The organism is Halospina denitrificans, from assembly GCF_004364635.1.
GTDB classification, from domain to species: domain Bacteria; phylum Pseudomonadota; class Gammaproteobacteria; order Pseudomonadales; family Oleiphilaceae; genus Halospina; species Halospina denitrificans.
In genome coordinates this window covers 370247-386421 of record NZ_SOAX01000001.1, presented here as the reverse complement: position 1 = coordinate 386421, position 16175 = coordinate 370247, and the positions used below count along the sequence as shown (strand labels likewise).

Here is a 16175-nt window from a genome sequence, read left to right as displayed (position 1 = left end):
AGGCAACCATACCCCAAGGCGGCCATATGCTTCCACAGCAGAGCCTGATCACCGGACTTGTAGATCCACCAGACTATTCATGAAAAAGGGCCCCTGGAGGGGCCCTGTAACGGAGTGCGGGTGAGGCGGTTAGGTCGACTTCTTACGGGTGCTGCCCGAAGACGACTTCGAGCCTCCGCCACGCCAGTTCTCAAGCTCGCGCGCCGCCAGATCCCGGCCACCCAGGCCAAAGGCAATGGCCGCGGCAACCGCAACGGAACCCAGAACGAGACCGAAGGCCAGGTTGATGATCTCCTCGCCAAAGCCCATCTGGTTCAGGCCCATGGCGATTGCAAGGGCGATGATCGCGACGCGGGCAATCAGCGCCAGGCGCTCGGCGTACTGCGAGGCGTTGGCGCGAATGGTGTTGCCCGCCAGGTTGGCCAGGAAGAAGCCGAGGCCAATGACGATCAGACCCACCAGAACCTGGCCGAAGAACATCAGCATATCGGCAATCAGAACCGCGACGTGCTCGAACTGCAGCAGTGACAGCGCTTCCATGGCAGCGAACAGCATGATCGCGATCAGGGTGAGGGAGCCAACCAGCTGTGACGGCGTCCGGCCGCCGGTCTCTTCAACCTGTTCGGTTCTGACGCCAAGCTTCTGCATCTGGCGATCGAAACTTGTGGCGCCCAGCAGCTCCGCGATCAATCCCGATACAAACCGGCCCACGAAATACGCCAGCGTCACCAGTACGGCGGCGGCGAAGATTGCGGGAATGGCGTCGAGTATGATCGCCAGCACGTTCTGGACCGGGTTTGTCAGTGCATCCAGCTGCAGGGCATGGAGCCCGGCAACCACCACCGGCAGGAGAATCAGAATGTAGACGATGGTGCCCACGGCCTGGGCGGCGGAATAGTTGTCTCCCAGCGCGCGTGTCATGCCGTAGCGTTCCGCCAGGGTGTTGACGCGTCCGGCCTCAAGAAACTGGGTCACAATGCGTCGCACAAAGCGCGCCGCCAGCCAGCCAATAACGAAGATCAGTGCGGCAACCGCGATGTTGGGCAGATAATTCAGGATCTTCTGGAGCATGGTCTCAACCGGGGCAAGCAACCCCTGGAGTTCAAGCGCGCCCAGCACGGCAGGCAGAAACAGCAGAAAGACGAGCCAGTAAACCGTATTGGATATTGTCTGCGCCAGGGTAGGGCCCTGGTGGGTGATTTCAGTCGTTTCGTTCAAGCGCTCGTCCAGGCGCATGGCGCCAATGCTTCGGCTCAATACGGCACGTAACAGGGTGGCCAGTCCCCATGCCAGAAGGATCAATACCAACGCGCCGGCAATACGGGGGATGTAATCCAGCACCACAGTCAGCATTTCGCTGAGGGGCCCGGTAACCGACTGAAGCAGAAGGGCTTCGAATACAGCGATCAGAACGAAAAGCATCAGAACGGCGAAAACCAGCCGTTTCGTCCAGTTTTCGATCTGCACCGCGCCGGTTTCATCTCCGGCAACATGTTCTGCTATACGCTCGTGAATGGATGTGTGCTTAAGGCCACGCCCAACAAGCGCGGATAGCACCCAGGCAATGATCCAACCGACTACGAGAATGACAATAGCCGCCAGGACGTTCAGCCCATATTGGGCAATGAACTGCCCAAAATCCGACCAAGTTTCCATACTTGCCTCCGAAGATATACTTCTTTTGAGAAAAATGAGCCCTTCCAGGGCGCTGGAGATCGGACGGCCTACTCGACCCAACTACTGAGCATATACCGATGATCCACAGCAGACCAATGATGCCGGTCAACAGTTCAACCCAGGCAGATAACTGTAAGACCCTCTGAACACTCAGGACTGTTAGCATGGATGACACTGGGAACACGACTGACAAGGAGCATCTGATGGCACCGCTGGAACGTACACTCACGGATCTTGATGGCAAGGGCTACAAGGCCTACAAGGGCCTTCTGGGTGAGTACGCGTTTGAGGGCTGGTTACTGGTTGTCGATCATGTCCAGGCGGACCCCTTCGCGGCGCCCTCCCGGATACGGGCCATTGTCGACAGCAGGACAGCGGAGCTCCCGCAGACTGTCTTCAGTTCGCCCGCACGGGAGCGGGCCGCCCGGGATTTCATTGCGAGGGCCTTTCGCGATGCGGTCAGGGACGAAAAAGCCCTGGGCATCGATGCCGGACAACAGACCGTTCTTGATCGGACCGCCGTTCTGTTCACGGACCATGGTGTTGAGCTTCGACTGACCCTTAACCTCCCGGCCCGGGGTCGCACCATCCTGGGTCATCAGGCACGCAAGCTGATCTGTGACCTTCTGCCGGAGGCCGTGCTTGAAGCAGCAACCGCCCAGCGTCTGGATCTGGAAGCCCTGGAGCGGCACATGGCAGCCGTGGAAGACCAGGAAGCACTGCGCCGGGCTCTGCCGGCCCGTAACCTGGTGGCCTTTGTTGGCAATGACGCCATCCTCGCACGCCAGTCAGGCATTGATGACCATCCGCTTAAGGACGCCATCCCTTTCCAGTCACCGGAATCACTGACCGTCCGGATCGATACCCCCAACAGCGGCACCGTGGTCGGCATGGGGGTACCGCGAGGCATTACGCTGGTGGTCGGTGGCGGCTTTCACGGTAAATCCACGCTGCTTTCCGCGATCAGTGTGGGCGTCTACGACCATATCCCCGGGGATGGCCGGGAACAGGTGGTAACGGAGCCATCCGCCGTCAAGATCCGGGCCGAGGATGGCCGTGCGGTTCACAACATGGACCTGTCCCCCTACATCAACCGCCTGCCTTTCGGAAAGACCACGGTGGATTTCTCCACGGAAATGGCGTCCGGGTCGACGAGCCAGGCGGCGGCGCTGCAGGAAAGCCTGGAGGCCGGGGCTGAGACGCTGCTGGTGGACGAGGACACATCCGCCACCAACTTCATGATCCGGGACCGGCGCATGCAGGCGCTGGTGGCCCGGGAACACGAGCCCATCACCCCCTTTGTCGACCGCATCCGCCAGCTTCGCGATGAAGTGGACGTGGCCACCATTCTGGTGATGGGCGGCTCCGGGGACTACTTCGACTGCGCCGATACGGTCATCCAGATGCAGGATTATGGCGCCTACGATGTCACCTCCGAGGCACACGGGATCGCCGCCGAGTACACCACAGGCCGCCAACAGGAAGCCACGGAACCCCTGGCCCGTCCGCACCCCAGGCGTCTGGCCTGCCAGCGGCTCAACCCGGAAACCAAGCCGGGCAAACAGAAGGTACAGGCCCGCGGCATGGACACCCTGGTTTTCGGGCGCGACGACGTGGACCTCAGGGCGGTGGAACAGATTGCCGACAGCTCCCAGGTCCGGGCCATCGGGCTGCTGCTGGCGCGGCTTGCCTCGGAAGGGAAAACGCTGGAGCAACCGGGAACGACCATTGAGGAACGGCTTGAGGCGGGCCTCCGGACCATCAGTGCCCGGCCGGATGGCGATCTGGCCCTGCCCCGTGTCTTTGAGGTCATGGCGGCCCTGAACCGGCTGCGTCAGACCGGGTTTCAGCCCACCGGCCAGTGACAGCCCGGGGCTGAACCACCCTGTAATAACGGTTTCCGGATCATTATCATGGCGCCCTCTGCCATGATCCGGAGTTCATTGTGTCCGTCTATCTGCCACGCTTCATCCGCACCAACCCTGCACTGGCGCTGTTTGCGTTCCTGGCGACCGCCTTTTCAGGGTTCGGACAGACCTTTTTCATTTCCGTTTTCGGCAGCGGTATTCGCGCGGATTTCAATCTCAGCAATGCGGACTACGGGACGGTCTACAGTCTTGCGACCCTCGGTTCCGCGCTGATGCTCCTGAAGATCGGCACCATCGTCGATCGCTGGTCCCTGTCTTCCTGCGCCACACTGGCTTTTGCGCTTCTGACTGCAAGCTGTCTGGTTCTGGGCTTTGCCAGCCACTGGCTCTTCCTCATCCCGGGCTTTTTCCTGGGTCGTCTCGGCGGTCAGGGGATGATGAGCCACATCGGTTTCACTGCGGCGAGCCGCTATTTCGAGAAGGATCGGGGGAAGGTCATGGCATTGACCGTCTCGGGGATGCCGCTGGCCGAGGCCGTTCTGCCCGCCGCTGGCGGTCTGATCCTGGCGGCCTATGGCTGGCGCACACCCTGGCTGGCGGCGGCAGCTTTTTTGCTGCTCATTGCCCTGCCGGGCATGCGGTGGCTGTCACGGGGAGCACCTCTACCCAGCGAAGTCGGCGCCCAGCAGACGGACGGCACGGCCGATAAGGGAATGACACGCGCCCAGGCAGTGCGCGATCCCGGCCTTTACATGGTGCTGCCGGGGGCGCTGACCGTTCCCTTCACGGTGACCGCTATTCTCTTCCACCAGACGGCGATTGCCGAAGTCCGGGACTGGTCACTGGAACGGATCTCCCTGGCATTCTCCGGCTATGCGCTGGGCCACTTCCTGACGCTCTTCCTGGCCGGCCCCCTGGTGGACCGTGTCGGTGCGGGCAAGGCGCTGGCGGTTGGTCTCTACCCGATGATCACGGGGCTGGTAATCATGGCCACCACCAATTCCCCCTGGACGCCCTTTATCTACCTCGGTCTCACCGGTATGAGTCAGGGCTTTGCCGGTACAGCCGGCAATGCGCTCTGGCCGGAGCGTTACGGCGTCCGCCATATCGGCGCTATCCGCTCCCTAGCCCACGCGGCCATGGTGCTGTCTACCGCCACCTCGCCAATTCTGGCCGGCCTGGCCCTGGATGCCGGCATTACGCCTTCCGGGCTTGGTCTCATCTTCGCGGGCATCGCCGTAACGACCTCGATACTGGTGCTGGCCGCCCCCCATGGCCCCGCACAGCCCGAGCATTGACAGTGGACACCCCCTGTGCTGCAGTTCCGTTAGCTTCTGCATCTTGAGAGCCGGCTCAGGGAGGCAGCATGGAAACGCTCGAATCCGTGTTCAAGGCAATGTCGGACTTCCTGTGGGGGCCGCCACTGATCATCCTGATGGTGGGTGGCGGACTCTTCTTCCTGGTGCTTTCGCGAGCACTGCCCTACCGCCACTTCGGGCACGCCATCGCCATTCTGCGAGGCCGTTACGACGACCCCAGTGATCCCGGCGACATCAGCCATTTCCAGGCGCTCTGCGCCGCACTCTCCGGCACCCTGGGTCTGGGTAACATCGCAGGGGTGGCCTTTGCGGTGAGTTACGGCGGACCCAGCGCGGTCTTCTGGATGTGGATCACGGCCCTGGTGGGCGTCGCCACCAAGTTCTTCACCTGCACCCTGTCCATCATGTACCGCGGAAAGGACAGCCTGGGGCAGGTCCAGGGCGGCCCCATGTACATGATCCGTGAGGGGCTGGGGAGTAAGTGGCTGCCGCTGGCGTTCTTTTTCTGCATCGCGGCGCTGGTGGGCACACTGCCGATTTTCCAGATCAACCAGTTGACAGAGGCTGTGCGCGAGGCGGTGCTGATTCCCGAAGGCGTCATCAACGAGCAGCAGGCCGGCACCTTCAACCTCTGGTTCGGCATTCTGATTGCCGCGATTGTCGGGGTGGTTATCTTCGGTGGCATCCAGCGCGTCGGGGCAACCGCCGCGAAGCTGGTGCCCGGCATGGTGATCGTCTACCTGGCCTGCGCCGTGCTGATTCTTGTGATTAATGCGCCAGCCGTCCCCGGTGCCATCGCCTCAATTTTCACCCACGCCTTCGAGACCGACCTCTCGGGCATGGCTGCAGGCAGCTTCATGGGTGTGGTGATTACCGGGGTCCGTCAGGGGGCCTTCTCCAATGAAGCGGGGATCGGCACCGAGGTCATGGCGCACGGTGCGGCCCAGACCCGGGAGCCTGTCCGCGAGGGACTGGTCGCCATGATGGGCCCCGTGATCGATACCCTCATCGTGTGCACCCTGACCGCGCTGGTGCTTCTGGCCACCGGCACCTGGGAGGCCGGATCCGATGTGGCCGGCGCCGCCCTCACGGCCCGGGCCTTCGGGGATGCCCTGGGTATCTTCGGGCCCTGGATCATCATGGTGCTGATCGTGATCTTCAGCATGAGCACCATGTTCACCTTCTGGTATTACGGTGCCAAGGCGCTGGGCTTCATGATCGGCGCGGAACACCAGGACTGGTACAAGTACTTCTATGTGGCGCTGATCGTGGTGGGTGCCGTGGCCTCCATCGAAGCGGTTATCTTCCTGATCACGACCGGCTACGCCCTGATGGCCATACCCACAATGATCGCCACACTGGTTATGTCCCCTCGGGTTATGGAAGCAACGCGAGACTACATGAAACGGCATGCGGACGAATTGTGATTAGTGGTTCCTGATCACACCTGCGGTAAAACAGAATACGCCGGCGAATAGAAGCCCGTAGCTGAGCAAGGATTGCCAGAGTTCTGGGTCGATGGTCCCCACGACCATCGCCATCAGCATGGCCAGGGCGGATAGCATCAACAGAAGGCCCAGGGTGCGCATGCTCAGCCTCGATGCGCCTCGTCATGGAGCCAGCAGGCCGAGAAGTGGCCGGTCTGGGGCTCGAAGAAGGGCGGATCCTTGACGTCGCAGGTCCCTGCGATCGCTTTCGGGCACCGCGGGTGGAACCGGCAGCCCTGAGGCGGCTTAAGCAGGCTCGGTGGCTCCCCACTGGGCACGTCACGCTCCTCCAGGGCATTGTCCGCATCCACATCCGCGATCGCCGCGAGCAGTGACTGGGTATAGGGATGTTGCGGGCTGTCCAGAAGCTTTTCCACCGGTGCCTGCTCCACGATACGACCCGCGTACATCACAAAGATGCGATCGGCGTAATGGCGAACGGTGGAAAGGTCGTGGGTAATAAAGGCCAGGGTCAGGCTCCGCTGCTTCTGGATATTACGCAGCAGGTTCAGGATTTCCACGCGCACCGAGGCGTCCAGCATGGAGACCGGTTCGTCGGCAATCAGCATGGAAGGTTCCAGAAGCAGGGCCCGGGCAATAACAACGCGCTGCTGTTGCCCGCCACTGAGCATGTGCGGGAACTTGGGCAGGATCTCGTCCACCTGGGTCAGCCGCACTTCCTCAAGCACCTGGCGAATCCGCTTTTCCCGGGTATCGCGGTCCTTCACGCCGTGGATGATGAGCGGTTCGGACAGCAGCCGGCGCACGTCCATAAACGGCGGCAGGGCACCAAAGGGGTCCTGCTGGACATAACCCACGCTGGCCAGGTACTGCTGGCGGGCCTCGCCCTTGAGGGTGCTCAGCTCCTGACCATCAAAGGTCACATCGCCACTGGTGGGCCGGTGCAGCCCGAGCAGCGTGCGCGCCAGGGTACTCTTGCCACAGCCGCTCTCCCCCACGAATGCCACGGCTTCGCCCCGGGCCAGTTCGAAATCCACACCGTCCACGGCACGCACGGACCCGATGCGCAGGAAGCCCCACTGGCGCAGGTCGAACCAAGTGTGGAGGTTATTGGCTTTGAGCAGAATGTCGTTCTGTTGTTCAGCTTCCACGGGCCACCTCGTCTTCATGCAGCCAGCAACGCACCCGGCGACGCTCATCGGGGCTGAACGCGGGCGGGTCCTGGGAACACTTGCTGAAGCGCGACGGGCAGCGGTCCGCAAAACGGCATCCCGTCGGCGGGTCGATCAGGTCCGGCGGCTCGCCGGGGATGTAGCCCGGCGCCTCGGCCTGATGGAGACGGGGCACGCTGTCCATGAGCATCTGTGAGTAGGGATGGGCCGGATAATGGAAGAAGTCCCGCGCATCGCTGATCTCGACGATCTGCCCCGCGTACATCAGCGCCACCCGGTCGGCCAGCTCGCTGGAGGTGGCCACATCGTGGGTGATCAGGATGAAACTGGTGCCTTCCTCGCGCTTGATGCGCTTGAGCACGTTCATGATGCTGGCCTGGGTCAGCACGTCCAGCGCCGAGGTGGGCTCGTCCAGGATGACCACATCCGGCTCTGTCACCAGCGCCATAGCCAGGACCACCCGCTGGCGCATGCCACCGGAAAGCTCGAACGGGTAGCGCTGGAGGAAGTCTGTGGAGACACCTACCTTTCTGAAGGTCTCGGCCACCCGCTCCATGGCCCTGTCCTTCGACCACCCCCGGTGCACCCGCAGGGGCTCGGCCACCTGTTCACCCACGCGAACCACCGGATTGAGGGCGTTCATGGCCGCCTGCATCACCAACGCCATGCGGTTCCACTGGACCTGTTTGCGGAAAGCCTCGTCACCCAGTTGCATGATGTCCATATCGCCCAGCATAACCTGACCGCTGAACCGCTCGATGTTACGCGGCAGCAGCCGCATCAGGGCCTTGGCCAGGGAGCTCTTACCCGAACCCGACTCGCCCAGCACCACCAGGGCCTCATTGCGCCGCAGATCAAAGCTGACGCCATCCACGGCCCGGGCAGTGCCCCGGCGGGTACGGTAATGCAGGGTCAGGTCCGAGACCTGGAGCAGTGTGTCCGCGCTCTGTGTCATTGCGTCCTCAGCCTCGGGTTGAATACACGGTCAAGAGCGAAGCCGAACATGGCGAAACCCAGCCCCGTCAGCATCAGCAGTACCGCCGGCGAGATCACCCAGTAGTAGAAGCCGTTATAGAGGGCGCTCTGCTCCTGGGCATCGTTCAGCACCTTGCCCCAGGTGGGCAACTCGGGATCACCCAGCCCCAGTACCGCCAGCGACGCCTCCAGGAAGACGAAGGTCGGAATCAGGGTGACGAAGGTGGGGATCAGCACCGGCAGGATGCGCGGGATCATGTAGCGCATGATGATGCGCCCGCTGCCAGCGCCATAGGCCCGGGCCGCCTCAATGTATGGGGCCTCGCGGATGGGCAGCAGCATGGCCCGGTAGGTCTTGATGCCGGCGCTGAAGATGCCCAGGGCAATCACCACCCCGAGCATCAGCCAGATGCTGGTGGAGTAGAGCGTACCCACCATCACCAGTATCGGCAGCATGGGCAGGATCATGTTCACTTCGGTCAGCCGCTGGATAATGGCGTCCACCCAGCCGCCGAACCAGACGCCGGTGGCCGCGATGATCAGTGTAGTGACCGTCGTGCCCACGGCGGCCAGAAGGCCAAAGGCCAGGGCCACCGGGGTGCCCCACATCAGCGCCAGCATCAGGTCCCGGCGCTGGTAATCCGTGCCTGCCAGTCCATGGACGCGGCCGTAAACAGCCAGGTCCGCTTCCAGCTCGGCGTTCTCGTCAAACAGGATGGCATCAAGGGTCAGCCGGTACTGCCCCTGCCGTGCCTGCGGTGATTCCGGATCACTGTCTCCCGCGAACAGCCCTACGTGGGGAACCATGCCCAGCCGACCTTCCAGGCTGGAATTCTGGGAGATGGAGACGCGCTCCTTCTCGCCAATCCGCTGGCCGCCCAGGTTGATGGTCTCACCATCCGGCCGGTGCCAGGTCAGCCTGACAAAGCCTTCCTGACCGCTATGGCGCTGTTCGAGGAAGAGGTTGAGTTCACTGGGGAAGCCATCGTTGTTGTAGCTGAAGTCCAGTGGGATGCGGACCTGTTTACCGCCTTCAAAGCTCGTTTCCCGAATCTCGGAGGCATCACTCTCGATCACCTGTGTTTGAGGTTTGTCGCCACCCGTCAGCCGGTCCGTCCAGAGCGGCGAGGCATTGACCGGGTGCATTCGCCAGTGATCCCCGCCGCGCCACTGCTCCAGGGCCTCCGAATAGGGAATCGTGATCACGGTGTAGAAGGACAGCGCGATCAGGAACAGGATAATGGCCATGCCACCCAGTGCGGAGGGATAGCGCTTGAGCTCCCGGAATCCCTGCGTCCAGCGATTCATTACTGGCCTCCTTCAATGCGCACACGCGGATCCAGGATCGCGTAGAGGAAATCGAGCATAAACACGGTAACCGCCAGCAGGTAGGCAAAGATCACCACGCCGCCGATGATCACGGGCGTATCCCGGTACCCGATGGCCTGGAACAGCAGCGTTCCCAGCCCCGGCCAGTTGAACACCTGCTCCAGGATGATGGCACCGCTCCAGAGACCGATCAGCATCAGCAGGAAGTTGGTGATGATGGGTGCCAGCGTGGGCCGCAGTATGTAGCGGCTCTGGATCAGGTTGGCGGGCAGGCCCTTGGCCCGGGCCATTTCCACATAGTCCTCGCTGGAATGGATCAGGAAGAAGGTCCGCCAGGAGTAGATGGAAATGAAGATGGACGAGATGAACATGGCGATCACCGGCAGCACCATGTGGCTCAGCACGCTGCGGGCATAGGCCCAGTCGTTCTCCGGCGGCGGGATGTCCACCATGCCGCCGGCCGGCAGTATGGGAATGATAAACGCGAAAATCAGGATCAGGAAGATGCCGTAGAACCAGCCAGGCGCCGCCGAGCTGGGTGCCAGTCCGATAACCAGCCTGTCCAGGCGGCTGCCGTAGTGTCGTGACAGGTACAGGGCCGCGTAGACGGAGACGAAGAACACCAGAAGGTTGGCGGTGCCGAACAGCAGCAGTGTCGCCGGCAGCCGTTCAACGATGATGTCGTAAACATCCCGGGAGCCGGCATCACTGTGCATCTCCTCGGCCCGGCCCAGGTCGAGCTGTATGGCCTGGGCGAGGTAGTCGAAACTGCGCCAGATAAAGGGCTCGTCCAGGTTGCGGCGCTCAATCTCCATCTGCACCTGCTCCTGGATCAGCGCGTTGCGTTCCTCTGAGTCCATTTGCTGGTAGGACGGATCCGCGCGGACGGCCTCGGAGATGGTCGAGCGGATCTGGAGCTCGCGGAGCTCGTCCACCTTGCCGCCCATGTTGGCGATGATGATGGTGAGATAGACGCCAACCAGTATGGTCACGAACAGCGCCAGGACCCGGCGGAGCGTAAAGAAGGCCAGGCGCCGGAGATCACGCAGTGGACCGGCACCCCTGCCGGCGGGCAGATTGGCATCACTCATCGACAGCCTCCATGACCGTTGTGCCCTCGGGAACCGTGGCAAAGGCGTGGGAGGCAAAGGCGGGCAGTGCCACCCGGGACGAGGTTACCGCCACTTCCAGGCTGTTCGCTCCGTCGCCCAATGATTCAAGAGTGGATTCAGAGAGCTCAACCTGCCAGCGCCCCCCATCGGTGTAGGTCGCCTTACCCTTTTTCTCCATGGTCCCGTCACCACCGAAAAGCAGGAACTCCACGTTTTCAATGGCCTCCCTGGGGTAGGGCTCGCCGCCGAAGGTGATGTCCAGCGAGAAACGGGCGGACTCGCCATGGCGCACCATCATGGGGCCATTGAGGGCCAGCTCCGGGATTTCCGGCTCACTGAAGTCCAGCCACTTGGTGGCCGGGTCCGGAAAATCCTCGTTGCGGCGCAGCACCACGGTCTTCTCCACCGGATGCACGGAGTGCAGGTAGAAGGGCCCGTCCCCGACCCAGAAATGATTGTACTGCTCGTACCAGTCGGCAAGCGCCCGATAACGGGAAGGAATCTCTTCCTCCGACTCGATCATATCCCCCAGGACGGAGGCATAGGGAAGGTACTCCCTGTCTCTCGCACGCCCCAGGTGGCGTTTAAGCACATCAAGGCTGGGCCCTGAGACGAAGCTCAGCCAGTCGATCCGCTCAGCGTCCGCCTTATTGGAGGAAAACGCCAGGTCCCCCGCCTCCTCGGCCATCATCCCCAGCGCCAGGGTGTGCCAGGCCTGGGGCGAGAGCGCCTGCTGGGCCACGATGGTCTCGGCATCCGGCATGACCTGGTCACTGTAGACCTCAATCACCAGCGGGTCCCGATCGAGGATCCGCCAGCCTTTGAAGTACTGCTCAAACACCCGGAAGCGCGGCACATGGGCGGGATCAAAGAAGGGGCTGTTCTCGTCGGCGCGGGCAAACATCAGGATCCAGGGCAGCACCAGGTCCGCCAGGGACATTTCCGTCCCATCATGCCATTGCCGGTCCAGGAAGCCTTCCTCATAGGTGATGCGGGTCCGGGAACGGGCGGTGGTCCCTTCCGGATGGGCATCCGCCACCGTCTTGAAGTCACTGCGCTTGGCGTCCCACCCGATCCAGGCCCCCGGCGGCACCGTGATTTTTTCGCTGGTTTCCAGGCTCACCCAGTCAAGGGTACGCTTGACCGTGGTGTTCTCGTTCACGGTGACCTCGGCGCTTTCAACGCGCTGGGGCCGATAAAGGCCGGTGTAGGGGTCGGGCACCAGCGGTGGGTCATTGAGTGCGCGCGTAATCATGGTGTCGAACAGCCAGTTGCTGCCCGCCACCGGATTCCAGGGCTCGGTCAGGATACTGGGCGCGGCGAAGGTCATGCTGCCGCCCACTTTGTCTTTGTACCGCAGCGTATAGGGCCAAAGTCGCGAGCCGGCGATACCACCGGCCAGGTCCGCCGCCAGTGAAACGTTGGCCGCGCGCGGAATGACGCTGAGCTGGTCCACCAGCCAGATCCGGTAGGACTCCTTCATGGCCAGTTCCATGCCCCGGGCCATAAGATCGCGCCGTTCCTCCAGGCTGCTGTAGTCCCGCCGCTCCAGCCGCTTGGCAATGCTGTTCAGCTCTTCACTTGGGTCATAGGCCTGCCAGAGCGGATCCGGGCGCCCCCGGTTGGTGTAGTAGTAGCTCAGGTTGCTGGAAACATCCCGATTGATGGCCGTTGAAACCCAGCTCCCGGTGTACACATGCCACTCGCCCGCAGCCGGGTCCGTGGCAATCCAGATGCGCGAGGCTTCCTCCGCCGTGCGATACTGGCGGCGAACCTCGAAGCCCAGGTCGACCATCAGGTTGGCAAAGTAATCCCCTACCTGGTTGCGTGCATCCTCGGTGCGGATCAGGATCCGGAGCGTGACCGGTTCGCCGTCGTAGTACCATTTCCCCCCACGACGCTCTGCCCCCAACTTTTCCATCTCCTCGCCGACGATCTCCCGGGCTCGTTCAGGGTTGTACCCATATTTGAGCTCCAGGGACCGCGCGGTTTCCGCGAGCCGTGCGTAGTCCGGGAAGGCCGTGTTCATGGGCAGAAAACGGGGAACCGCCATGCCGCCGTAGATCTCCTCGGCCACGTGGCGGCGATTCACCAGCCAGTTCATGGCCTCGCGGATACGGCGGTTGCTGAAGGGGTTGATGCCCGACTCGAATTCGGCCGGATTCAGGGTCAGTTCCGTATTGGAGCCGTAGGCGGTTTCATAGTCGCCCTTGGTGGAATCCTGCAGGCGATGGAAGGTGGTGGTGTTGGTCACCCCCTGGGCGAAAACCTGGTGGCTACCCCGCTCGATCAGGCCGGCAACCTTGCCCACATCCGTTTCCTGGGTGAAAACGACCTCGTCCACCAGGGCGCCACGGCGGTCGGACACATCGACCTCAGAGGCATCCCTGGTGTCATCCGCAGTATCACTGGTGTCTTCCTGGCCCATCAGCACAACAAGGACAATCCCACCAAGGATCAGCCCTGCCAGCAGCCAGGCGATTCTTTTTATCACGGGCCCGGCACTCCAACGTCATGATCTGTTGACGCGTCAGGTTATACGAACTGCATGGCGCCGTAAAAGCGCACACGCACGGTTAATGTCTCACTTCTGGCAAAAGGGCCAGAACTGGTAGAAGCGACGACAGCGGAATTCCGACTCGCACTGCTTGAGCTGGTTGTCATAGGCGTAAGCTCTCCTTTGCACACTGGCCGCATACCGCTTCAGGGCGGGCTTGCCCTTGTAAGTCCCACGCCGATACCCCGTCGGTCCCTGATGATAGGCGAAATACAGATGTTCTGGATTGGACAGCGCGATTCCCAGCCGCTCGTGAGTACGCCGGTTGTACCAGCCGATGAAGTCCGTGGCGTGCTTCATGTGGGTGCGGCGCGCAAAAAGACCACCCGCGTCCTCCTCATACTCGCCCCAGACCGGATCCTGTGCCTGGGCATACCCATAGGCGGAGGAGGACCGGAACCAGGGGATGATGCCCCAGATCCAGGGCCTGGGCGGGCGTACATGACTGCGGAACGAGGACTCCCGCTGCACGAAGGCCATCTGGGTGGCAATGGGCGTACCCCACCTCTCTTCGGAGGCTCGGGCGTAGTCATACCACTGCGGCTCTTCGCGGAAGATCTCGCAGATATTGCTCTGATCCCGGGGCGGCGAAGGCGTGAACAGGGAACAGCCAGCAACCATCAACATCAGCCCCACCAACAGGGCCCACAGCCATCGCCGGCCAGCAGTGCCTCCACCAAGGCAGTGGAACAGATTCAATAAAAGCTCCTTGAATGACTCAGCGCGCCCAGAAAGCGCGGATACAGTTTTGTTACTGAACGGGAACGTTTCGTTACACTGCCCCGTTTACGGGGGACAACCACATAACACAACAACGAGGTGCTTCATGCTCCCCCTCAACAAGGCCCTGATTGTCCTCCTTATGGTACCCGCCCTGAGTGCCTGCCTCAGTGGCTCCGGCTCCGAGAACAGCAACAACGTGGAAACCGCCACCAGGTCCACCGAAAGTGCCCGGGATTCCGCGGCACAGCCCGAGTCGTCCGGCAATTCATCCGGCATGCTGCCGGTCAAGCATGACGGCCTCGAACGCAGGGACGTTGACGGTACCGTTGTCTCCGACGATGGCACCGTTATTCACTATACCGTCTTTCTGCCCGATCTCGAGCCCAACGAAGCAGCGCCGGTGGTGGTCCATTCCCACGGCTATGGTGGCAGCCGCCTGACCAGCCTGTCTCCCGATGAAGGTGACGGTGAGTTCATCGGCGATGCCCCGGCGGAAGCGGCCTTCCTGGCACGGGAGAACGGCGCCATCGTGGTGAGCTATGACCAGCGCGGCTTTGGCGAGTCCGGCGGCCAGGTGGAACTGATGAACCCCCAGAAGGAAGGGCGCGACTTCATCAATCTGCTGGACCGGATTACGCGCGAATTCGAGGGCTTCATCCTGCGCTCCGCCGATGATCGCAGCCCCCGTGTCGGCACCCTCGGCCTGAGCTACGGGGGTGGTTACCAGTGGATGGCCGGCAGCATCGATGACCGGGTCGACGCCATGGTACCCCTCACCACCTGGTATGACCTGCGCTTCAGCCTGCAGCCCAGCGACACCTCCAAGAACCTCTGGCTGTTCCTGCTGCAGGCCATTGGCATCCCCGGCAGCGAGGGAGACCAGTCCGAGGACATCTACACCAACTTCATCCGTACCGTGATTCCCGGCGTGGATACGGAAGAAGAATTTTCCAACGCCCTGACACAACATAGCCTGCAGGCGTACTGCGAAGGCTCCAACGAGAACCCCGGGGGCATTCCGCAGGCCGACACCCTGATCATCCAGGGCGTAGCGGATACCCTGTTCAACATGAACGAGAGCCTGGATGCCTACGAATGCATGCGCGACGCCGGCCGCAACACCAACCTGATCGTGCAGCGCCTTGGGCACATTGTGCCGGTTGCAGAGCGTACGCCCGGGCCTTCTGACGGCTTTGCAACGGAGCGTTTTCTGCAGTGCGGCGATGAGGAATATGAAACCTCCAACCTGATCCACAACTTCCTCGACACCCGCCTGCGCGGCAAGAGCAACGAACTGTCCCTGCCCGATACCTGCATGACCCTTGCAGGTCGTGACGGTATAACCGGGGAAGAGATCGTGCGCGGCGGGGAGCTTTTCACCCCCGGGGACCGGATTCTGCAGCCGGAGGATGCCACAGACCTGCTCGAGCCGCCGAATCTCGACGATTCCGGCAACCTGCCTGCGGATTATCTGGAGCGCGCCTCGCCAAGCATGTCCATTGAACTGTTCACGGCGGAAAACGACCTAAACATGGCCGGCGTACCGGAGATTTCACTGGATATCGGGACGATTTCTCCGGAGGAGCCAACCCTCTTCATGGGACTGAAGGTAAGCCCGGAGGGCGGGGAAGGCTCGACCCTGATCCACAACCAGGTCGTCCCCGTGGTGGGCAAGGGCGCCATCAGCCAGGAGCTGGCAGGGGTGACCTTCCCGCTGGAAGCCGGTGACACCGTTTCCCTTGTGGTCTACACGGCCCACCCGCTGTTCGTGAACCATAACGAGGAAGCGCAGACCATCCTTAATCCGATTACGTTGAGCAATATGATGATCCGGATGCCGCTGTTGGACTGAAGGCTTGCAGGAGATAGATGGAGCGGGCGACGAGGTTCGAACTCGCGACTTTCAGCTTGGGAAGCTGATGCTCTACCAGCTGAGCTACGCCCGCTTAATGGAGGACTTCCACCTCCAACCGAGTTCGCAAAGTAGCACCTTTC

Annotated in this window: 12 protein-coding genes and 1 tRNA gene; 4 read left to right on the top strand and 9 right to left on the bottom strand. The window is 62.1% G+C overall.

All coding sequences use genetic code 11. The annotated features are described in order from the left end of the window. Positions 1-129: 129 nt before the first annotated feature. On the bottom strand, positions 130-1656 hold the full coding sequence (locus DES49_RS01825) for a mechanosensitive ion channel (RefSeq protein WP_133734666.1): 1527 nt from the start codon (positions 1654-1656) through the stop codon (positions 130-132). 224 nt (positions 1657-1880) lie between these two features. Between DES49_RS01825 and DES49_RS01820 the strand changes: the two genes are divergently transcribed. From DES49_RS01820 to DES49_RS01810, 3 genes are all read left to right on the top strand, one after another. Next, positions 1881-3542 (top strand): ABC-ATPase domain-containing protein, encoded by a 1662-nt coding sequence (locus DES49_RS01820; RefSeq protein ID WP_133735021.1) that lies wholly within the window; start codon positions 1881-1883, stop codon positions 3540-3542. An 80-nt stretch (positions 3543-3622) separates the two neighbouring features. Continuing rightward, positions 3623-4843 (top strand): MFS transporter, encoded by a 1221-nt coding sequence (locus DES49_RS01815; RefSeq protein ID WP_166645957.1) that lies wholly within the window; start codon positions 3623-3625, stop codon positions 4841-4843. Positions 4844-4911: 68 nt separating this feature from the next. Then, positions 4912-6291, top strand: coding sequence for an alanine/glycine:cation symporter family protein (locus DES49_RS01810; protein ID WP_133734664.1), 1380 nt, complete (start codon positions 4912-4914; stop codon positions 6289-6291). Here the strand turns inward: DES49_RS01810 and DES49_RS15540 are convergent, their stop codons facing one another. The 7 genes from DES49_RS15540 to DES49_RS01780 all read right to left on the bottom strand — a co-directional run bounded on the left by DES49_RS15540 (position 6292) and on the right by DES49_RS01780 (position 14156). Next, positions 6292-6453 (bottom strand): hypothetical protein, encoded by a 162-nt coding sequence (locus DES49_RS15540; protein WP_208296999.1) that lies wholly within the window; start codon positions 6451-6453, stop codon positions 6292-6294. A 2-nt stretch (positions 6454-6455) separates the two neighbouring features. After that, positions 6456-7463, bottom strand: coding sequence for an ABC transporter ATP-binding protein (locus DES49_RS01805; protein ID WP_243864814.1), 1008 nt, complete (start codon positions 7461-7463; stop codon positions 6456-6458). Continuing rightward, a complete protein-coding gene (locus tag DES49_RS01800; protein ID WP_133734662.1) occupies positions 7453-8439 on the bottom strand; it encodes an ABC transporter ATP-binding protein in 987 nt (328 codons plus the stop codon). Before DES49_RS01800 ends, DES49_RS01805 begins: the two co-directional genes overlap by 11 nt. After that, complete coding sequence (locus DES49_RS01795) at positions 8436-9767, bottom strand: ABC transporter permease (RefSeq protein ID WP_133734661.1); 1332 nt, start codon at positions 9765-9767, stop codon at positions 8436-8438. Before DES49_RS01795 ends, DES49_RS01800 begins: the two co-directional genes overlap by 4 nt. Continuing rightward, positions 9767-10879 (bottom strand): ABC transporter permease, encoded by a 1113-nt coding sequence (locus DES49_RS01790; RefSeq protein WP_133734660.1) that lies wholly within the window; start codon positions 10877-10879, stop codon positions 9767-9769. The genes DES49_RS01795 and DES49_RS01790 overlap by 1 nt, the downstream gene beginning before the upstream one ends. After that, on the bottom strand, positions 10872-13328 hold the full coding sequence (locus DES49_RS01785; protein WP_133735020.1) for an ABC transporter substrate-binding protein: 2457 nt from the start codon (positions 13326-13328) through the stop codon (positions 10872-10874). The genes DES49_RS01790 and DES49_RS01785 overlap by 8 nt, the downstream gene beginning before the upstream one ends. A gap of 156 nt (positions 13329-13484) precedes the next feature. Continuing rightward, positions 13485-14156 carry a transglycosylase SLT domain-containing protein gene (locus DES49_RS01780; RefSeq protein ID WP_424955215.1) on the bottom strand — a complete coding sequence of 224 codons (672 nt, stop codon included), beginning with the start codon at positions 14154-14156 and terminating at the stop codon, positions 13485-13487. A gap of 127 nt (positions 14157-14283) precedes the next feature. Between DES49_RS01780 and DES49_RS01775 the strand changes: the two genes are divergently transcribed. Beyond that, on the top strand, positions 14284-16032 hold the full coding sequence (locus DES49_RS01775) for an alpha/beta hydrolase (protein WP_133734659.1): 1749 nt from the start codon (positions 14284-14286) through the stop codon (positions 16030-16032). A gap of 18 nt (positions 16033-16050) precedes the next feature. Here the strand turns inward: DES49_RS01775 and DES49_RS01770 are convergent. Next, positions 16051-16126: transfer RNA gene (locus DES49_RS01770), tRNA-Gly, on the bottom strand. Between the last annotated feature and the right edge of the window lie 49 nt (positions 16127-16175).